This is a genomic window from Porcincola intestinalis (assembly GCF_009696445.1).
In the GTDB taxonomy this organism is placed as follows: Bacteria; Bacillota; Clostridia; order Lachnospirales; family Lachnospiraceae; genus Porcincola; species Porcincola intestinalis.
On record NZ_VULZ01000006.1, the window covers coordinates 15,280 to 34,487 of the forward strand.

18 protein-coding genes are annotated in these 19,208 nt (G+C 52.7%); 17 read left to right on the forward strand and 1 reads right to left on the reverse strand.

Annotation, left to right across the window (positions count from 1 at the left end):
- Positions 1-3 precede the first annotated feature (3 nt).
- The 10 genes from FYJ35_RS06745 to obgE all read left to right on the forward strand — a co-directional run bounded on the left by FYJ35_RS06745 (position 4) and on the right by obgE (position 10,887).
- Positions 4-1,593 carry a response regulator transcription factor gene (locus FYJ35_RS06745; protein ID WP_154524878.1) on the forward strand — a complete coding sequence of 530 codons (1,590 nt, stop codon included), beginning with the start codon at positions 4-6 and terminating at the stop codon, positions 1,591-1,593.
- A gap of 11 nt (positions 1,594-1,604) precedes the next feature.
- Positions 1,605-2,639: a sensor histidine kinase gene (locus tag FYJ35_RS06750; protein ID WP_235906436.1), complete on the forward strand. Its 1,035-nt coding sequence runs from the start codon at positions 1,605-1,607 to the stop codon at positions 2,637-2,639.
- 37 nt (positions 2,640-2,676) lie between these two features.
- Positions 2,677-4,149, forward strand: a complete 1,473-nt coding sequence (locus FYJ35_RS06755; protein ID WP_154524882.1) for a sugar ABC transporter ATP-binding protein — start codon at positions 2,677-2,679, stop codon at positions 4,147-4,149.
- Between the two features lie 166 nt (positions 4,150-4,315).
- Positions 4,316-6,241 (forward strand): TIGR03960 family B12-binding radical SAM protein, encoded by a 1,926-nt coding sequence (locus FYJ35_RS06760; protein WP_154524884.1) that lies wholly within the window; start codon positions 4,316-4,318, stop codon positions 6,239-6,241.
- A complete protein-coding gene (locus FYJ35_RS06765) occupies positions 6,238-7,002 on the forward strand; it encodes a TIGR03936 family radical SAM-associated protein (RefSeq protein WP_154524886.1) in 765 nt (254 codons plus the stop codon). The genes FYJ35_RS06760 and FYJ35_RS06765 overlap by 4 nt, the downstream gene beginning before the upstream one ends.
- Positions 7,003-7,007: 5 nt before the next feature.
- Positions 7,008-8,237 carry a ribonuclease E/G gene (locus FYJ35_RS06770; protein WP_154524888.1) on the forward strand — a complete coding sequence of 410 codons (1,230 nt, stop codon included), beginning with the start codon at positions 7,008-7,010 and terminating at the stop codon, positions 8,235-8,237.
- Positions 8,238-8,356: 119 nt separating this feature from the next.
- A complete protein-coding gene (gene rplU / locus FYJ35_RS06775) occupies positions 8,357-8,665 on the forward strand; it encodes a 50S ribosomal protein L21 (protein WP_154524890.1) in 309 nt (102 codons plus the stop codon).
- Position 8,666: 1 nt separating this feature from the next.
- Complete coding sequence (locus tag FYJ35_RS06780; RefSeq protein WP_154524892.1) at positions 8,667-8,996, forward strand: ribosomal-processing cysteine protease Prp; 330 nt, start codon at positions 8,667-8,669, stop codon at positions 8,994-8,996.
- Between the two features lie 34 nt (positions 8,997-9,030).
- Positions 9,031-9,333, forward strand: a complete 303-nt coding sequence (gene rpmA, locus FYJ35_RS06785; protein WP_154524894.1) for a 50S ribosomal protein L27 — start codon at positions 9,031-9,033, stop codon at positions 9,331-9,333.
- A 231-nt stretch (positions 9,334-9,564) separates the two neighbouring features.
- Entirely contained in the window at positions 9,565-10,887 is a 1,323-nt protein-coding gene (obgE, locus tag FYJ35_RS06790) for a GTPase ObgE (protein WP_154524896.1), read from the forward strand.
- Positions 10,888-11,024: 137 nt separating this feature from the next.
- On the opposite strand, the gene FYJ35_RS06795 is transcribed toward obgE, so the two are convergent.
- The gene (locus tag FYJ35_RS06795; protein ID WP_154524898.1) at positions 11,025-12,785 is read right to left on the reverse strand and encodes an Rqc2 family fibronectin-binding protein; all 1,761 of its coding nucleotides are present in this window, start codon (positions 12,783-12,785) and stop codon (positions 11,025-11,027) included.
- Positions 12,786-12,989: 204 nt separating this feature from the next.
- Between FYJ35_RS06795 and FYJ35_RS06800 the strand changes: the two genes are divergently transcribed.
- From FYJ35_RS06800 to pgsA, 7 genes are all read left to right on the forward strand, one after another.
- A complete protein-coding gene (locus FYJ35_RS06800) occupies positions 12,990-14,648 on the forward strand; it encodes a diphosphate--fructose-6-phosphate 1-phosphotransferase (RefSeq protein WP_154524900.1) in 1,659 nt (552 codons plus the stop codon).
- Between the two features lie 161 nt (positions 14,649-14,809).
- Positions 14,810-15,688 carry a YicC/YloC family endoribonuclease gene (locus tag FYJ35_RS06805; protein ID WP_154524902.1) on the forward strand — a complete coding sequence of 293 codons (879 nt, stop codon included), beginning with the start codon at positions 14,810-14,812 and terminating at the stop codon, positions 15,686-15,688.
- Positions 15,681-15,932 carry a DUF370 domain-containing protein gene (locus FYJ35_RS06810; RefSeq protein WP_154524904.1) on the forward strand — a complete coding sequence of 84 codons (252 nt, stop codon included), beginning with the start codon at positions 15,681-15,683 and terminating at the stop codon, positions 15,930-15,932. Before FYJ35_RS06805 ends, FYJ35_RS06810 begins: the two co-directional genes overlap by 8 nt.
- On the forward strand, positions 15,929-16,561 hold the full coding sequence (gene gmk, locus FYJ35_RS06815) for a guanylate kinase (protein WP_154524906.1): 633 nt from the start codon (positions 15,929-15,931) through the stop codon (positions 16,559-16,561). Before FYJ35_RS06810 ends, gmk begins: the two co-directional genes overlap by 4 nt.
- A gap of 36 nt (positions 16,562-16,597) precedes the next feature.
- Positions 16,598-17,014 (forward strand): DNA-directed RNA polymerase subunit omega, encoded by a 417-nt coding sequence (gene rpoZ, locus FYJ35_RS06820; protein ID WP_154524908.1) that lies wholly within the window; start codon positions 16,598-16,600, stop codon positions 17,012-17,014.
- A gap of 9 nt (positions 17,015-17,023) precedes the next feature.
- Entirely contained in the window at positions 17,024-18,349 is a 1,326-nt protein-coding gene (gene rimO, locus FYJ35_RS06825; RefSeq protein WP_154524910.1) for a 30S ribosomal protein S12 methylthiotransferase RimO, read from the forward strand.
- Positions 18,346-18,996 carry a CDP-diacylglycerol--glycerol-3-phosphate 3-phosphatidyltransferase gene (gene pgsA, locus FYJ35_RS06830; protein ID WP_154524912.1) on the forward strand — a complete coding sequence of 217 codons (651 nt, stop codon included), beginning with the start codon at positions 18,346-18,348 and terminating at the stop codon, positions 18,994-18,996. The genes rimO and pgsA overlap by 4 nt, the downstream gene beginning before the upstream one ends.
- Positions 18,997-19,208 lie beyond the last annotated feature (212 nt).

The following is a 19,208-nucleotide window of genomic DNA, read 5'->3' on the forward strand; positions in this document are numbered from 1 at the left end:
CCTATGCTTCACGTTGTAATTGCGGACGATGAGAATCGGATCTGCCGCCTGATCAGAATGCTGGGGCACTGGGAACAATTTGGCATGCAGGTCGATGGAATGGCATCGAACGGTCCGGAAGCCATCGACCTGCTTACGAAGAATCATACTGATATTCTGATTACAGATATCCGGATGCCGGGGATCAGCGGGCTTGAGCTGATTGCTCAAGCCCACGGTCTGAACCCGGAGCTCCGCTTTATCGTCATCAGTGGATATGCCGATTTTTCCTATGCGCAGGAGGCTATCAGCCTGGGTGTGAGCGGGTATCTGCTGAAGCCTGTAAATGAACAGGAGCTCAATGATACCCTTGAGAAGATTGCTTCAGAAATCGGGAGAAAGAATGAAAGAGAGCAGGCGCTCCGAACGGCTGTGCAGGAAAATGAAGAAAATCTGGACAAGGTGAAAGCAGCGCTTGCCCTGGATCTGATTCACGGTGTTGTACGTGACTATTCATCTTCAGCTTTGAAGAAACAAAACAGGATTGAAACTGGGAAGGGGCGGTTTCTTGTGTTCTGTATAAAGGCAGATGAGAAAGCGTGCAGCAATCCGGACAGAATCCGGCGCGGTGCTTTTGACACAGCCCATCGGCTGGTGAAGACGGAACTGGCTCCTTTTGCATATGACCTTGCGGTGGCATCATCTGGCAGTATTCTGTGTGGTGTGATTTTGGAAAAGAATGGTGAGGAGAGGAGAGTGGATTCAGCCCTTCGCAGGAGCATTGTCAGTCTGCAGGCACAGAATGATGTTTTCGGAAAGTGGAATTTTACCATGGGAGCAGGAGAACGCTGCGAGATTCCGCAGGATCTCCCGGCATCTTTCCGGCATGCGCAGATAGCAGTCGGTGACCGGATTCTGCATGGATGCGGTCGGCTGTATCAGATGGATGCGGATACAGCCGGTCTGGATGTTCAGCCGCTTCTTGTGCGATTTTGGGAACAGGCTGCCAATGCTGTCGAATTGAAAGACCTGGCCGGGATTGATGCAGCCGTCCGGGACCTGAGGCGGGGATGTGCTGGATGCATGAATGCACGGGGATGGGAATATTTCCAGGTGGTGAAAACTGTCATTGGATGTTCATCACAGGAGCTTCAGCTTCCTGCGATGAAGGAGCTGACGGATCGTGGGTTCAAGGCGCTTGAAAACAGTTCCACGGCAGATGAGGTATTTACGGCAGCAAGCCAATACTATCGGGAACTGATTGGGGCGATCAGCCAGGGTGAGAAGGAGCTGGATGAACGACCAATCCGGCTTGCACGCCGCTATATCATGGAGCATTATGCAGAACCGCTGACACTGGAGGAGGTTAGTGAAATTGCCGGCCTTGTACCGAACTATTTCAGCAGTCAGTTCAAGAAAGTGACTGGAGACGGTTTTGCACACTATTTAATTGGTGTCCGGATGGACGCGGCCAAACGGTATCTGCAGCAGACAAGTCTTCCGGTCTCGGAAATTGCGGGAAGGGTTGGTTATAACGATGTGAAATATTTCACAAAGACATTTATCAAATTGAATGGAATCAAGCCAACCGTATTCCGGAAATTGTATGGGTAAGCAGTATGAGCATGAAGAATAGCAGATACCTGAGCTGGAGAATTCGCTTCTTTGCAGCATTGATGCTGGCGTCTTACCTGGTTTTCGTTCTACTGGCGGTAATGGTAGAAAAGGATGACACAGCTCGCCTGTTTTTATGTGCAGCAGCTGGTATTCTGCTTGCTGCTGCATTACTGGTCTTTCATTACTGGATTCACAATCCATGGAGACAGATTCAGCGGCTGCTTACCAGAATAGGGGAAGGATATTTTCCGGAAGAAAAACCAAATCCGCAGGGTGAGGTGATGCTGTCACCGGCTTTCGGAAAAGTAATAGAAAAAACCTACGATCTTCGTCACTCCCAGCAGTATCATATGATGAATAAAAGACAGATTCAGTATCTGGCTCTTCAGAATCAGATTAATCCGCATTTTTTATACAATACGCTGGATGGAATCCGTAGTGAAGCGCTTCTGGAGGGAAATGCTACAGTTGCGGAGATGTCGGAAGCGCTTGCAACCTTCTTCCGGTATACAATCAGCAAGGTGGAGAATCTGGTGACCATTGAAGAGGAGCTGGAAAACTGCGAGACCTACTTCCGGATTCAGCAGTTCCGGTTCGGGGACAGACTGAAACTTGAAATTGTCAAGGATGAAGAGTGGGACAAGCTTTCAGGCTGCCTGATTCCAAAACTGACGCTGCAGCCGATTCTTGAGAACAGCATTATCCACGGAACAGAACTGAAGCTTGGGGAGGGAATATCCAGAATTATCATCAGGAGAAGCGGCCGGCTGCTCCTGATCCGTGTATCAGATAATGGCGTCGGGATGGACGAGGAAACGCTCCAGAAGCTGAACAGTCGCATGAATACAGATCCGGATATTGGAAGAGGCGAGGGAAGCGGTTCAATCGCGCTTGCCAATGTCAGTAACCGAATCCATCTTATCTTTGGGGAGGATTACCATATACATGTCTATTCGATCGAAAACCATGGGACGGATGTGGATATTACGCTCCCTTGTGTCTATTCAGAAAACGAGATCGAGAAGGTAAAGAATCTATCGTAAGGGATGTGTATGCGACAGCCATGGTGGGAGATCTGATATGAGGACGGAAATACTGCGGATGAGCAATGTGACCTTTCGGAAAAATGGGAAAACCTATCTCCGGAATTTTGAGTTGTCAGTTGCAGCTGGGCAGATTATGGGCCTTCTTCTGGTGGATGGTTATGGTGCGAAAGAACTGGTCGATGTGCTGCTGTTTAACAAAGTCCTCTATAATGGCTGTGTCTATTACTGTGGGGAGCGGGTTAATTCCTGGAGACAGTTTCCCAGAAAGCGGAATCGAATCACCTGGATTGATGAACGGGGCTTTCTGATCCATGAGCAAAATACACTGACCAACATCTTTGTTCTTCAGGCTGAAAAACACTATGAGATCTTACATGACCGTCTGATGGAGGAGGCATTCAGACCTTATCTGGAGGAGGCAGGGCTTCAGATCGATCCCTACCAGCCGGTTGGGAAGCTGTCTGCGTATGAACAAGTTTCGATTGAACTTCTGAAGGGAATCAGCAGCGGCAGCAGACTGGTGATTCTGCAGAACATTGATAATGCACTATCAGACAGGGATCTGGAGAAATTCGGAAAACTGATTCGGCATTATGCTGAAAAGGGAACTTCATTTCTCTTCCTTTGCTCTCATCTGGAAACGCTGCAGGGGGTCTGCGGGCAGATTGGCATCATGAAAGGAGGAGGCATTCTATCGGTGTTGGATGAGGCAGATGCATTGAAGCAGGTCTGTGAAGTCTATTCTGCTGAGTTCTCCAAAAGTGTCAGGATGTATACGCAGAACCGGGTGCTGAACGAACATGCTCCGGAAGTGTTTCGCCAGTCGGGCATCAGCTGCCGGGAATTGAAAAAATTCGGATTTTCGGTCAGGAAGGGCGAATGCCTTTGTATTCAGTTTCTGGATAACCATGTGTATGAAACCATCGAAAAGGCCTATCTGGAGGGTGTAGCAACGCTATCTGGAGAGATCGATGTGGAGGGAAAACACTGGGACAGGAAAGATGTCCAGGATGTTGCCATCCTGTCAAGAAATCCGGATGAGAAAAACCTGTTTCCGGACCTGACATTCTTTGACAACGTTGCGATGACGATGGACTACCGGTATCCAGCAGTCTGGCGGGACGGCAGAGCCAGAAGAAACCTGCGGGAAGAGCTGAAACGAATTCTTGGCCATGATTTATGGGACAAAAGTATCCAGTCTATGAGCAAGCGGGAGCGATATGAAGTTCTCTACTGCAGACTCCTTCTGCAGCGACCCAAAGTGATTATTGAATTCCAGCCGTTTCACCAGGCAGATGTGCAGGATCGGTTCGAAATCTGGAAGATCAACGAGGAACTTCTGAAGGAGGGAATCGCGGTTGTGTTGTTCAGCATCGGACTGTCAGATTCCCTCGCAATCGCAGACCGGCTGATCCGGGTAGAAAGCAGCGGAAAGTGGGAGGAATATAGAAGAGAGGATTTCGGAAGACTTTCAAGAAATATTCCGTGGATTAGCATGTACAGATAAAGCAGCCAGCAGTTCCCCATAGATGAAAGCCGCTGGAATTGCTGCGGCCATTGCTTTTCATTTGAATCATTTGAATCAAAAGGGCTGCCCATGATATGATGTGAAGGTTATCAGGGCAGTTTTTTATACGAAATCATCACGAAATAATCGACCACAGGAGATTTGAATGAATCAGAAATCAGCATCATCCTATAAACTGGCACTTCCGGAGGAAATTCTTCTCCAGGTTGAGAAGCCGGAGCGGTATCTCGGGAACGAGCTGAACGTCGTCCGGAAGGATAAGTCGACAATCGATATCCGCTTCTGTATGGCGTTTCCGGACGTCTATGAGATCGGGATGTCTCACCTGGGCATCCAGATTCTGTACTCGATGTTCAATCGAAGAACGGATACCTGGTGCGAACGGGTTTATTCTCCATGGGCAGATCTGGATCACATCATGCGCCGGAAAAAGATCCCGCTCTTTGCGTTGGAATCACAGGATCCGGTGAAGGTGTTCGATTTTCTCGGCATTACGCTGCAGTATGAGCTTTGTTATACAAATGTGCTTCAGCTTCTGGATCTTGCAGGGATTCCGCTTCATGCGAAGGAGCGGCTGGATGCACCCCTCGGGAGTATGCCGATTGTGATCGGAGGCGGCCCGTGTGCCTACAACCCGGAGCCGATCGCTGATTTCTTTGATCTGTTCTATATCGGGGAAGGAGAGACGGTATACGACGAGCTGCTCGATTTGTACAAGGCGTGCAGGAAAGCCGGGACTTCACGGCGTGAGTTTCTGTACAGGGCAGGGCAGATCGAGGGAATCTATGCGCCTGCATTCTACACACCGGTCTATCATGATGACGGGACGCTGGCTTCATTTTCCCCGGATCCGGCTTATCCGGGACTTCCCCGCCGCATCCGGAAGCAGGCTGTGGCGAACCTGGATGAGGCACCATATATTGATAAACCCATCGTCCCTTACATGAGGGTGACGCAGGACAGAGTGGTGCTCGAGGTCATGCGCGGCTGCATCCGCGGCTGCCGGTTCTGTCAGGCAGGCATGATCTACAGACCAAACCGGCACAAAAGCGCCGAGGTTCTGAAGAAGCAGGCGAATCAGCTCCTGAGAGAAAGCGGGCAGGATGAGATTTCGCTCAGCAGTCTGTCGACGAGCGATTATCCCTGCCTCCCGGAGCTGGTGAACTACCTGATCGGGCAGTATGGACAGAGGCAGGTCAACATCTCGCTGCCGTCCCTGAGAATCGATGCGTTCTCGCTTGATGTGATGAGCAAGGTACAGGATGTCAGCAAGAGCTCGCTGACCTTCGCTCCGGAAGCCGGATCACAGCGGCTTCGCAATGTCATCAACAAGGGGCTGACGGAGGAGGATATTCTTCATGGCGCAGGGGAAGCCTTCAAAGGCGGCTGGAACAAGGTGAAGCTGTATTTCATGCTCGGCCAGCCGACAGAGACAGAGGAGGACCGGAAGGATATCGCCCATCTGGCGGAGAAGATCGCGGAGGAGTACTATGAGATCCCGAAGGAAGAGCGAAACGGAAAGTGCAGTATCTCCATATCGACGTCCTTCTTTGTCCCGAAGCCATTCACACCCTTCCAGTGGGCGGTGATGTATGACCCGGGTGATTATCTGGGCTTTGCATCGACGGTCAATCATGAAGTGAAGGATATGAAAAACCACAAGAGCATCCGCTACAACTGGCATGAGGCCTACGTGACGGTGCTCGAGGGACTTCTGGCGCGGGGTGACCGGAGAGTCGGCGCTGCGATCGAGGAGGCTTACAGACAGGGGGCCCTGTTTGATGCCTGGTCAGAATACTGGGACTGGGACAGATGGGTATCTGCGATGGAGAAGACCGGAGTGGACCTGGCATTTTATACCAGGCGGCAGCGGACGGAGGATGAGCTTCTGCCATGGGACTTCATCGACTGCGGTGTGACAAAGAAGTTTCTGCTGGATGAATGGCACAGGGCGCTAGACGGTATTGTGACACCGAACTGCAGGGAAAACTGCAACGCCTGCGGTGCGATGAAATATAAATGCGGCATCTGCTATGACGAGGTGGACGGAAAGAAGGTGCTCCGGATATGAGAGTCAGGATCCAATACAGCAAGCAGGGACTTTTGAAATTTATCGGACATCTCGATATGATGAGATGCTTTCAGAAGCTGCTCCGGAGAGCCGATGTGGATGTCACATTTTCGGAAGGCTACAGTCCGCACATGGTGATGTCCTACGCGTTCCCGCTCGGGGTAGGGATGACGAGCGACTCGGAGTACGTGGATGTGGACCTGAACCGTGCCTATTCCAGCAGGGAGCTTGTCAGTCTTTTGAATGAGGCTGCCCCCGAGGGACTCCATGTGCTCGATGCCAGGGAGGTGCCTCTCGGGAAGGGCAACAAGGGCATGACCCTTGTTGCGCGTGCGGATTATACGCTCAGCTTCCGGCCGGGGCATGAGTGGGATTCTTCTGTTCAGGAGGCGTTCAGGAGCTGGGTGAAGCAGCCTGTCATCTATGCAGTGAAGAAGGGCAAGAAGGGGGAAAAAGAAGTCGACATTGCGCCATTTCTCTATGAGGCGGTCATTTCACCGGAGCCGAAAAGAGTCTGCGGCATTGCCGATGAAGAGCCGGAGTTTCGGAAGGGGGATCTCTTTCTTTCTCTGTCAGCGGGTTCCGGAACAAACATCCGCCCGGATCTGGTCATGGATACATTCGCGAAGGACAGAGGCCTTCTGCCAGATCCTTACCGCTTTATGATCAACAGAGACGAGGTCTATGCAGACCTGGGCGGGGAGAGACCCGGATCAGACCGGTTTGTCCCACTCATCGGGCTGGGAACCACAATGGAGTGAGGGACATGAAGTATCTGATTGAAGCATACAGTGGTCGCATATTGTCAGTGCTCTTAGGAGAGGACGGCCGGGCGGTTGAGATCCATGCGGACAGCAAAACAGACGGGCTGAAGCTTGGAGATATCTGTATCGGCCGTGTCGAAAGGGTTGCGGCAAATACCGGCGCCTGCTTTGTTGAGGTTGCACGTGGGATCAAGGGGTATCTTCCACTCGACGACTTGGCGGCTCCGAGATATACGCGCAAGGGATCCTCCCCCAAAGTGCAGCAGGGGGATGAACTGATTGTCCAGGTCAGCCGGGAGGCATTCGGCACAAAGGGCATGTCCCTGACAACCAAGCTACAGCTCTCGGGACGGTACCTGCTTCTGGAAATGAGCGGGACGGGGCTTGGCATTTCGCGGAAGATTCAGGAGGAGAGAAGACGGGCACTCAGAGAGCATCTGTTTTCCGAGCAGACGCTTGAAGAAATGAGACAGCAGCTTGGTTCCTGCGGGGTGATTGTCCGGACAAATGCAGAACATGCGCCCGACGAGGACATCCGGAAAGAGCTTCAGAATCTGACGGGTGCGATGCATCAGCTTCTTCTGACGGCGCCGTATCGCCCGGCATATACCGTTCTGCTGCGGCAGCCTGACCGTTGGCTGAAGCGGATCGAGTCGGTACAGGCTGAAAAACTGGAGGAAATTCTGACAGATGACAGGAATCTGTATGAGGCGCTGGAAGACTATCTGCCCCCATACCTGAAGGAGAAGTTGCGTTTTTACCAGGATCCGATGATCTCCATGCACAATGTCTTTTCCCTGACGCGGGAGCTGAGCCGTGCACTCTGCAGGAAGGTGAATATGAAAAGCGGCGCGAACCTCGTGATCGAGCAGACAGAAGCCCTTGTCTCAATCGACGTCAATTCTGCGCATTCGATCAATGGCCGGGACAAGGAAAAAGCCGTCCTGAAGGTGAACATGGAGGCGGCAGAGGAGTGCGCCAGGCAGATTCGCCTGAGAAACCTGTCCGGAATGATTCTGGTGGATTTTATCAACATGGAAGAGAAGGAATCCTACGATCAGCTGATGAGACATCTGGCTCAGTCGACGGCGCAGGATCCGATGCAGGTGAAGGTAGAGGATCTGACTGCACTCGGACTTGTCGAGATGACCCGGAAAAAGGTGGAGGTTCCGCTCTTCCGGCAGCTGAACGGTCATAGGGAACGGTCAGAAAATGCTGAATTTCTGCCTTGACAGTTGAGAAATGGCATGCTATGATGCATTTCGTATGCCGCACGGAGAGGCATAAGTGCGTCCGGGATTTGCGGACGACGCCATATTCGGCGAGATTGAAGAAAGGGGAGGTGCCCTGAATGTACGCAATTATTGCAACTGGCGGAAAGCAGTACAAGGTTTCCGAAGGCGACGAGATCAGAGTTGAGAAGCTCTCGGCTGCAGATGGAGAGACTGTCACTTTTGATCAGGTCCTTGCTGTCAGCACGGATGATGGTCTGAAGGCAGGCGCTGATGCTGCCGGCGCAACGGTTACGGCTTCTGTTGTTACCACTGGCAGAGCAAAGAAGGTTATTGTTGCCAAGTACAAGAGAAAGACCGGATACCACAAGAAGAACGGCCACAGACAGTACTTTACGCAGGTAAAGATCGACAAGATCAACGCTTAAGATGATCCGGATTCAGTTATACAAATCTGGAGACGATTTCCTTGGCTTCGAGTGCAAAGGACATGCGGGTGCGGGCGACGGAGAGTATGACCTGATCTGCAATTCCGTTTCGGTGCTGACGATCAACACCGCCAATGCCATCGAGAGCCTGACGGAGACCGCGTTTTCAGAGGAGGAAAAACCGGAAGGCGGTTACCTGAAAGTCGTGCTCAGCAGTCCGAAAGACCATGATGCCCAGCTCCTGATGAGGGCGATGGTGCTTGGACTTGAACAGATTGCTGGGAATTATCCGGATTACATCCGGATACAGAAACGGGAAGTCAATCCCTGATCAGGGAATTCCCGAAGCGGGAGGTGAATGAGAGATGCTGAATATGAACCTTCAGTTCTTCGCGCACAAGAAGGGAGTCGGTTCCACAAAGAACGGACGTGACTCAGAGTCCAAGAGACTTGGTGCAAAGAGAGCAGACGGACAGTTCGTCAAGGCAGGCAATATCCTTTACAGACAGCGCGGAACCCATATTCATCCGGGTGAGAACGTTGGAATCGGCAAGGACGATACCCTGTATGCAAAGGCTGACGGAGTTGTCAGGTTCTCAAGACTTGGCAAGTTCAGAAAGCAGGTTTCAATCGTTACCGAGAAGGCTGAGACCGAAGCAGCAGAGTAAATCCAGCTGAACAGAGATGGATGCAGGGGGGATTGCGTACGCAATCCCCCTTTTTGTGAAGGTGTATAAGTCCAGCCGTTTGCAGGAGCAGGCAGTTGTATCCGAACGCCTGCGTATGAGTGGCGGCAGCAGACATGAGCGGAAGCCTATACATTGACACTCATATCATTGATATTGACAGAAAAACAGGCTCAACAGGCTTAGGCGTGAAAGCGCAAATAAGGGAAAAGTATGTTTGCAGACAGAGCAAAGATTATTGTCCGCTCCGGGAAGGGCGGCGACGGACACGTCAGCTTCCGCCGGGAGAAGTTTGTGGCATCCGGCGGTCCGGATGGCGGCGACGGCGGGAAGGGCGGCGATGTCGTATTTGTTGTGGACGACGGCTTGAACACTCTGATCGATTACCGGCACCGCCGCAAGTTTTCCGCAACCGACGGTGAACCGGGCGGCAAGAAGAGATGCCACGGGGCGGACGGACAGGATCTGATCCTGCGGGTTCCTGCAGGGACTGTGATTCGCCTTGCCGAGACCGGGGAAGTCATCGCGGATATGTCCGGTGAAAACCGCAGACAGGTGATCCTGAAGGGAGGCCGCGGGGGGAATGGCAATATGCACTACGCCACCTCTACCATGCAGGCACCGGAATATGCCCAGCCGGGTCAGGAGGCACGTGAGCTGGAAATCAAGCTTGAGCTCAAGACGATCGCGGATGTGGGACTGATCGGGTATCCGAATGTTGGAAAGTCGACCCTCTTGTCGCACATATCCAACGCGAAGCCAAAGATTGCGAATTATCATTTTACGACACTGAACCCGGAGCTCGGAGTCGTCGATCTTGAGGATGGCAGTGGGTTTGTTGCAGCGGATATACCGGGGCTGATTGAAGGGGCAAGTCAGGGAGCAGGGCTCGGGCATGAGTTCCTGCGTCATATAGACCGATGCAAGGTCCTGATCCATGTGGTGGATGCGGCGTCCACAGAGGGAAGAGATCCGGTCGAGGATGTGTACCGGATTGATCAGGAGCTGGCTGCCTATGATGTTGCATTGAGCGAAAAGCCACAGGTCATAGCAGCCAACAAGATTGATTCGATCACCATTCCGGAGGATGGGAAGAACCCGGACGGGACAGCGTGGGAGAATCCTGTCAGCCGCCTGAAACGTGAATTCGGACCGAAGGATATTGCAGTCTTTCCGATCTCCGCAGTCACAGGGGAAGGCCTGAAGGACCTGATCTACTATGTCAGTTCCATGCTGAGAAAGCTTCCGAAGGAGACAAAGGTCTACGAGCAGGAATATTTTCCGGAAGAGCATCTCCCGGGGAACAAGCTTTCATTTACCTGCTGGAAGGATGCGAAAGATCCGCATCTGTTCCATGTGGAGGGACCGAAGATCGACAAGATGCTCGGCTACACGAATCTGGAGTCTGAGAAGGGCTTCCGCTTCTTCCAGAATTTCCTGAAGGACAACGGGATCCTGAAGGAGCTGGAGAAGCTTGGAATCGAGGACGGCGACACCGTCAAGCTGTATGAGCTTCACTTTGAATATTATAAGTAAACAGGATGCCAGCCGGATATCACCCGGCATGCGTGGAGGATGCATGGAAGGGGATAGGCGGCTGGCCTCTTTCTGTCTTTACAGACAGGAGGAGCAGGCGGCATGTGTCAGTTTTGAGTGAAAAATGAGAAATCGGATCACTCTACAAGTGTCAGCTTGCTGATGTCAGGCCGCGCGATCATGGAATAGTTCGTATAGTACACCACAAAACCTGGCTTTGCTCCGCCTGGTTTTTTCACTTCTTTTTTCTTTACATAATCAATCTCAACCTTGTCCGCGCCGCGCCCCTGGGAGTAGTAGGCAGCCGCGCCGGCGGCCATCTCAAAGACGTCATCCGGAAGCTCCTCGGTTCCTCTGGTTTTCACGATGACGTGGGAGCCCGGAATCTTTTTGGCATGGAACCACCAGTCGCCGCCGGAGGCAAAACGGAAGGTCAGTTCGTCATTCTGCAGGTTGTTTTTTCCAACATAGATGTCATAGCCGTCCGGTGTCCGGAAATGGTAAGGCTCCGACTTCTTTGTCCGCGAGGACCCCTTCTTTTTACCTGTTACAGTCCGCTTTCTGACATAGTCGGACTGCTCCAGCTCTTCCCGGATCTGCGCCAGATCAGCCTCCGTCTCTGCCTGGTCAAGAAAGGTGCTGATGGCCTCCAGCTGCCGGACCTCGCTTTCTGTCTGCTCAATCTGAACGGTGAGCGCCTCTGCTGTCCGTTTCTGCCTGGCGTACTTGTCAAAATAGCGCTGTGCATTCTCCTGCGCCGTGAGGGTGCTGTCGAGCTGGATCTTCAGATCCTTCCCGCCGTCATAGTAATTCGGTACTGTGACGCTGCCTGCACCCGGCAGAACATCATATCCGTAGGTATTGAGAAGCTCGCCACAGATGCGGAACTTTTCGCGTTTTTCCGTGTCCTTCATCTGCTTTCTCTGCAGCGAGAGCTTTCTCGATTCTCGCTCGAGGATGGTGGAGACGACATGCCGCAGGTCCGCTGACTTCTGGCGGATCCGGGTGACAGCGCTTTTTTCCGCATAGTAGGTCTCAACGACCGCTGACATGGAGTCAAAGGTTCTCTGCTCAAAGTCCGCATACATGGAGAGAGGCAGCGCCGAGAACTCGACAGGGGCGCCGTCCTTGTCGTAGATGATCCGGGGCGAAAATGAACCTGCCTTCACATCTTCCATCATCTCACTGAAGACGCGGTAAAGGTGAATCCGGGCATTCTCCGGAAACTCGCGGGCACTCTGGTCTGATTCTAGCGAAGCCCTGTGGCAGAGCTCCTCGGCGATCACCGGGCTGATGCCGGTGTATACCGTATACAGGGCTTTCGAAAGCGGGAGCGGCTTTGCAAACACCTCGGTACAGAATTGGTTTTCGTCTGTTTCCTTTGGATTCAGTTTGTGAAGGGAGTCCGGCACAAAGTACGGCCGCCCCGGAAGAACCTCACGGAGCGAGGAGGTCTGTGCGGATACATGACGGATTGCATCCAGAATGATCTCATGCTCATCTACAAATATCAGATTGGAGTACTTGCCCATCAGCTCCAGAATCAGGTATTTTTTCCGCAGATCCCCGAGCTCGTCATAGTGTTCAATTTCAAAACGCACAATCCGCTCCAGAGAAGGTTGTGTCACCGACAGGATATGGCCGGATCCGATATGCTTTCTGAGAAGCATGCAGAAGTTCGGCGCAGTCATCGGGCTGAGCTTTGACTGATCCGTCAGATAGAGCAGGGGCAGGGAGGCACTTGCCGACAGCAGCACCTTCTTCAGACCGGAGCGTGTCTTGACGCTTAACAGGATTTCGTCCGGCTCCGGCTGGGCGATCCTCGATATATGACCATCCGCAAGCGAGGTGTTCAGCTCCCGGACGAGACTTGCGACTGTGATACCATCAAATGCCATTGAATATTCTCCTTTCAGGCATGGCCCTTGAGCCATCTCCCTCCAATTATACAGGCTATTTCAAGGGCCTCCAGCGAAAAATGATTCTGAATAAAAAGTTCAGCAAAGTCGCGGAAAGTTTGCTACAATGTGTGAGGCTGATACAGAGCCTGCGACTTTTCGCGGGCAGATTACATCTGTACATGTAGGAAAGGAGTTTTCACGATGGAAATATCACCGCTTCAGAAAGAAAGACTGAAATACCAGCCGAAGCTTCCGGGTATGCTCAAAAACGGAATCTCTGACATCTGCGTCAGGGAGGGAGAGGCCACCCAGAGTGTTGCAGATCAGGAGAAGATCAGAAGCCTGTTCCCGAACACCTATGGAAAGAAGGAGATTACCTTCCAGAAGGGAGCCAATACATCCGCGCCTAAAAAGCAGGTTGTTGGTGTCATTCTCTCCGGCGGCCAGGCACCGGGCGGACACAATGTCATCTCCGGTCTGTATGACGCGCTGAAGGCGACGAACAGGGAGAATGTCCTGCTCGGCTTCAAGGGCGGCCCGAGCGGACTGGTTGACGACGACTGCGTTGAATTTGATGACGCCTTCATCGATGCATATCGCAACACAGGCGGGTTTGATATCATCGGTTCGGGCAGAACAAAGATTGAGACTCCGGAGCAGTTCAAGGCGGCGACCGAGACGGCTAAGAAGCATGGCCTTACAGCGGTTGTCATCATCGGCGGCGACGATTCCAACACGAATGCGGCTGTCCTGGCCGAGTATTTTGCGGCGAATCATGTCGGCGTACAGGTCATCGGCTGCCCGAAGACCATCGACGGCGACCTGAAGAACGATGACATCGAGTGCTCCTTTGGCTTTGACACGGCGACCAAGACGTACTCTGAGCTCATCGGAAACATCGAGAGAGATGCCAACTCCGCAAAGAAGTACTGGCATTTCGTCAAGGTCATGGGACGCAGTGCTTCGCATGTCGCCCTTGAGTGTGCGCTGGAAACACAGCCGAATGTCTGCCTGATCGGCGAGGAGGTTGCGGAGAAGAAGATGTCTCTGTCTCAGATCGCAGACCAGATTGCAGATTCCGTCGAGGCACGTTCCAAGACAGAGGGCAACTTCGGTGTTGTGATCATTCCGGAGGGGATCGTTGAGTTTGTTCCGGAGTTCGGCACACTGATCCGCGAGATCAGCGAGATGCTGGCGGGCTCAAAGACCGAGGAGTTCAATGCGCTTCCGGACTGGGCTGCAAAGAAGGAATTCATCCGCAAGGGTCTGACGGCAGAGTCCTACAAGGTATTCGACATTCTTCCGGAGGCCATCCAGAAGCAGCTATTCCTCGAGAGAGATCCGCACGGCAACGTCCAGGTTTCCCTGATCGAGTCCGAGAAGCTTTTTGCAGAACTTGTGAAGAACAAGCTGGATGAGCGGAAAAAGGCCGGCACTTACAAGGGAAGCTTCAAGACACAGTTCCATTTCTTCGGATATGAGGGAAGATGCGCATTCCCGTCAAACTTTGACGCGGACTACTGCTACAGCCTGGGATACAATGCATTCATGCTGATCCAGTATGGATTCAACGGATACCTTTCCAAGGTTTCCAATCTGTCAAGACCGGCAGATGAATGGGTTGCAGGCGGCATGCCGATTACGAAGATGATGAATATTGAGCGCAGAAACGGTGAGGACAAGCCGGTTATCCGCAAGGCGCTTGTGGAGCTGGACGGAAAGCCGTTCAAGTACTTTGAGGCACACCGGGCTGAATGGGCAGTCAAGACCTGCTATACCTATCCGGGTGCCATCCAGTATTACGGACCGTCTGATGTCTGCGACCTGACCACCAGGACGCTGGCACTTGAGAAGGGCTGAAACAAAGCACTCCTGCAGCAATGATGAAAAACCAGTCGGGATCCCCGGCTGGTTTTTTTCAAAGATGCCTTTTTTCCGCGCTTTTCGGCTAGCCGTTGACTTTCGAATCGGGCGTGTCATATAATGACTTGATGTCTGAATTCGGAAGGGACAGGTATGCCATGATCAGAAGTATGACAGGGTTCGGCCGTGCGGAGTGTGCGGACAGCCAGTTGAAGTTTACGGTCGAGGTCAGGTCCGTCAATCACCGGTACCTTGATGCCAGTGTTCGGATGCCGAAGGAATATGCATTTCTGGAGACCTTGGTGCGGACAGAGCTGAAGAAGTACATCGGCCGCGGGAAAGTGGAAGTCTCTGTGACATGTGAGCAGCTCGGGGAAGCAGATCTGAGCCTGAAGCTGAACGAACAGCTGGCGCAGAAGTATGTGGATGCCTACCGGGAGCTGGAAGAGCGGTTTGGCCTGAGGAATGATCTGACGGTCTCCAGACTTGGTGGTCTGGATGGAATCTTCACGCTCAGCAAGGGGGAGCTCGATGAGGAGGTCATCTGGAACGTGCTCAGACAGGCGCTGGATGGCGCACTGGAAAAGCTTGTCTCGGCGAGAGAGGCAGAAGGCGGGAATTTGAAAAGAGATCTTCTTGAAAAGCTGGATGGCATGGACAGCCTGGTCAGCAAGGTGCAGGAGCGGTATCCGGAGATTATCGCAGCTTATCGGGAACGGATCAGGGAAAAGATCTCGGAGATCCTCTCGGACGATCAGATCGATGAAAACCGCATCGCGTCGGAGGTTGTCCTGTATGCGGACCGGCTCGCGACGGACGAGGAAACCGTACGGCTCCACAGCCATATTAAGGCGATGCAGAAGGAGCTTGAAAAGGGCGGGGACGTCGGGAGAAAGCTGGACTTTATTGCGCAGGAAATGAACCGTGAGGCCAATACGATCCTGTCTAAGGCCAACGATCTGGTGACAGCAGATATCGGAATCGGACTCAAGACTGAGATTGAGAAGATCAGGGAACAGGTTCAGAACATTGAATAATCAATTTATCAATATCGGGTTCGGCAACCTTGTAAACAGAGATAAGATTATCGCGATTGTCAGCCCTGAGGGAGCACCGGTCAGACGTCTCATCCAGCAGGGAAAGGAACAGCAGCGTGTTGTGGATGCGACCGCAGGCAGACGGACGAAGGCCGTGATTATCTGTGAGGGTGACCGGATGATCCTGTCGGCGCTTGGCGCGGATACAATCGGGAAGAGAACAGCGGAGGAACAGAAGGAATGACGGAAAGAGGGAGTCTGATCGTCCTCTCCGGGTTTTCCGGAGTCGGGAAGGGAACTGTCCTGCGGCTGATGATGAGCCGGTATGACCACTATGCGTATTCTGTATCCGCCACGACCAGACAGCCCCGTGCCGGAGAAGTCGATGGGAGAGATTATTTCTTCAAATCGACGGAAGCGTTCGAGTCCATGATCGAGCGGGGGGAGCTTCTGGAATATGCCCGCTATGTCGATCATTATTACGGAACGCCGCGTGCGTATGTCAGACAGCAGATGGAGAGCGGCAGGGATGTCATCCTTGAGATTGAGGTTCAGGGAGCTCTGAATATTCGCCGGATGGTGCCGGACGCTGTCTTGATTTATATGCTTCCGCCTGATGCGGCTACGCTTGCCGGTCGGCTCAGGGGCCGCGGGACGGAGACGGATGATGTCGTCCGGGGTCGGCTGAAGGCGGCTGCCGGAGAGGCAAGGCATATCGGGGATTACGACTATGTGATTGTCAATGACGATGCAGAGCAGTGTGCAGCGAGGCTGAACGGGCTGATAGAGGCACAGCGGCTCAGAACAGCCAGAAACCTGCCGTTTATCAAAGAGATACAGGAAGGGCTTGAGCGCGAGGCAAGGGATAACTGAACCAGCAGATCGAGTGACACCGAAAGGAGTATATGTATGTTACATCCGTCTTATACGGAACTGATGGATTTGATCAACCAGGACAGCGATGAGGATACGCCGGTTGTCGGCAGCCGCTATTCGGTTGTCATGGCTGCCGCAAAGCGTGCGCGTCAGCTGATCGACGGCAAGACAGGTCTTCCTGAGGAGGATCTGCATAAACCGCTCTCGACTGCGGTCCAGGAGCTCTGGGACGGCGATATCCGGATTGTCCGTGAGGATACGGACATGGAGGATGAGAACGAGATCCGTGAGGATATGGACAAGGAAATAGAGGGCTTTCTTCCGGATGAGCAGGAAGCGGAGAAGCTGTATGCGGAGGAGCATCCGGGTGAGAAGGATCCGTTTCTGAAGAAGAACAGCGAGGACGAGGATGAGAAAGCTTCCGATGCATCCGGGGCAGATCAGGAATAAGGGGACGCTATGCGGAAGATTCTGCTGATATCTCTAGGATGTGACAAAAACCGTGTCGACTCGGAGAAGATGCTCGGACTGCTGAACTTAAAAGGGTATGAAATAACGGATGATGAGACCGAGGCAGAGGTGATCATCGTCAATTCCTGCTGCTTTATCAACGATGCCAAGCAGGAGTCCATTGACACAATTCTTGACATGGCAAGGCAGAAGGAGACAGGAAAGTGCAGAGCTCTGATCGTTGCCGGATGCATGGCACAGCGCTATGAGAAGGAGATACGGGAGACGCTGCCGGAGGTGGATGCCTGCGTCGGAACCGGTTCAATCGCGAAGATCGGTGATGTGATCGAGGAAGCTCTGGAGGGACAGAGGGAGAACATTCTGGATGATGTCGACAGTCTTCCTCTTACGGATGGAAAACGGCTTCTGACAACCGGCGGGCATTATGCGTATCTGAAGATTGCGGAGGGGTGTGACAAGCACTGTACCTACTGCGCAATTCCGATGGTGCGCGGACGGTATCGTTCTGTCCCGATGGAAAGTCTTCTCTCCGAGGCAAAGGATCTGGCGGACATGGGCGTCAGAGAGCTGATCCTGGTTGCGGAGGAGACGACGCTTTACGGGACGGATCTGTATGGCAGGAAGTGTCTGCATGAGCTGATCCATCAGCTTGCGCAGATCCGGGGAATCCGCTGGATCAGGGTGCTTTACTGTTACCCGGAGGAAATCTATGAGGACCTGATCCGGTGCATGAAGGAGGAGAAAAAGTTTGTGCACTATCTGGATCTGCCGATCCAGCACGCGGATGATGAGATTCTCAGACGGATGGGCCGCCATACAACCAACGCGGACCTCAGACGGATCATCGCACACCTGCGGGAGGAGGTTCCGGACATTGTACTGCGGACGACTCTGATTACCGGATTTCCGGGGGAGACGCAGGAGCAGCACGAGGAGCTCTGCCGCTTTATCAACGAGATGGAATTCAACCGGCTTGGCGTATTTACGTACTCAAAGGAGGAGGGAACCCCCGCAGAGCGGATGGACGGTCAGATTGATGAGGAAACGAAGCTGGAGCGCCGCGATGAACTGATGGAGCTGCAGCAGGAGATCTCCTCGGATCTTCTTCAGAACCTGATCGGACACACGATTGAATGTATGATTGAGGGACAGGCTTCCGGAGAGAATGTCTACGTCGCGCGCAGCTACGGTGATGCGCCGGATGTGGATGGCTACATCTTCATCAACACGGATGAGCCGATGATGACGGGCGATTTTGCACAGGTAAAGATCACAGCAGCATCAGACTATGATCTGACAGGAGTACTGGTATGAGCGGGAACGAGAAAGAAGATACGACGGCAGCTGCCGAGGCAAGACAGAGACAGGTGAAGGACACAAAAAGCGCGCACAAGCCTTCGGGAGGCAGATGGGTACCGGGGAAAAACCTGCCGAACCAGCTGACAATCCTCAGGGTTTTCATGATCCCGCTCTTTGTTGTCTTTCTGATGGCGGTTCCGGGAAAAGCAGGAGACATCACGGCGGCGGTTATCTTTATCGCCGCCAGCCTGACCGATACGGCCGACGGCTATATTGCAAGAAAATACAATTATGTGACAGTCTTCGGAAAATTCATGGATCCGCTGGCCGATAAGCTTCTTGTCTGCTCTGCGATGATCTGTCTTGTGGATCTTGGAAGGATCGAAAGCTGGATTGTGATCATCATCATTGCGAGGGAGTTCATCATCTCTGGCTTCCGCCTGATCGCAGTCGAGAAGGGGAAGGTTATCGCGGCCAATTACTGGGGCAAGTTCAAGACAGCTTCCCAGATGGTGATGGTGATCCTCATGGTTGCCAATCTCGGAGGATTTTTCAATACGCTCGGCGAAATCTTCAAGTGGATTGCGCTGGCACTGACAGTGATCTCTCTGGTTTCCTATCTCATTCAGAACAAGGAAGTGCTGAAGGAGACGGAGGAATAACAGCACAGGGGAAAGGACAGCTTTATTCGTCGTCAGAAATAGAAAATCGTGCAGAAAGCACCCGGCATATCAATCCGCCGGGTGCTTTTTGTATGTGCTTTTCAGGTGTTTTCGGATATGGTAAGATGAAGGACGTATGAAAGGACGGCACAAGCTGTTTTGATGAGAAATATGGCTGCGGAAGCCGGATACAGCATACGGATGTCGCGTAG

Coding starts and splice junctions, on each gene's coding strand:
- FYJ35_RS06745 (WP_154524878.1), top strand. CDS start 4: ATGCTTCACGTTGTAATTGCGGACGATGAGAATCGGATCTGCCGCCTG.
- FYJ35_RS06750 (WP_235906436.1), top strand. CDS start 1,605: ATGAAGAATAGCAGATACCTGAGCTGGAGAATTCGCTTCTTTGCAGCA.
- rpmA (WP_154524894.1), top strand. CDS start 9,031: ATGCTGAATATGAACCTTCAGTTCTTCGCGCACAAGAAGGGAGTCGGT.
- obgE (WP_154524896.1), top strand. CDS start 9,565: ATGTTTGCAGACAGAGCAAAGATTATTGTCCGCTCCGGGAAGGGCGGC.
- rimO (WP_154524910.1), top strand. CDS start 17,024: ATGCGGAAGATTCTGCTGATATCTCTAGGATGTGACAAAAACCGTGTC.
- FYJ35_RS06805 (WP_154524902.1), top strand. CDS start 14,810: ATGATCAGAAGTATGACAGGGTTCGGCCGTGCGGAGTGTGCGGACAGC.
- FYJ35_RS06770 (WP_154524888.1), top strand. CDS start 7,008: ATGAAGTATCTGATTGAAGCATACAGTGGTCGCATATTGTCAGTGCTC.
- FYJ35_RS06795 (WP_154524898.1), bottom strand. CDS start 12,785: ATGGCATTTGATGGTATCACAGTCGCAAGTCTCGTCCGGGAGCTGAAC.
- FYJ35_RS06755 (WP_154524882.1), top strand. CDS start 2,677: ATGAGGACGGAAATACTGCGGATGAGCAATGTGACCTTTCGGAAAAAT.
- FYJ35_RS06780 (WP_154524892.1), top strand. CDS start 8,667: ATGATCCGGATTCAGTTATACAAATCTGGAGACGATTTCCTTGGCTTC.
- rpoZ (WP_154524908.1), top strand. CDS start 16,598: ATGTTACATCCGTCTTATACGGAACTGATGGATTTGATCAACCAGGAC.
- rplU (WP_154524890.1), top strand. CDS start 8,357: ATGTACGCAATTATTGCAACTGGCGGAAAGCAGTACAAGGTTTCCGAA.
- pgsA (WP_154524912.1), top strand. CDS start 18,346: ATGAGCGGGAACGAGAAAGAAGATACGACGGCAGCTGCCGAGGCAAGA.
- FYJ35_RS06765 (WP_154524886.1), top strand. CDS start 6,238: ATGAGAGTCAGGATCCAATACAGCAAGCAGGGACTTTTGAAATTTATC.
- gmk (WP_154524906.1), top strand. CDS start 15,929: ATGACGGAAAGAGGGAGTCTGATCGTCCTCTCCGGGTTTTCCGGAGTC.
- FYJ35_RS06760 (WP_154524884.1), top strand. CDS start 4,316: ATGAATCAGAAATCAGCATCATCCTATAAACTGGCACTTCCGGAGGAA.
- FYJ35_RS06800 (WP_154524900.1), top strand. CDS start 12,990: ATGGAAATATCACCGCTTCAGAAAGAAAGACTGAAATACCAGCCGAAG.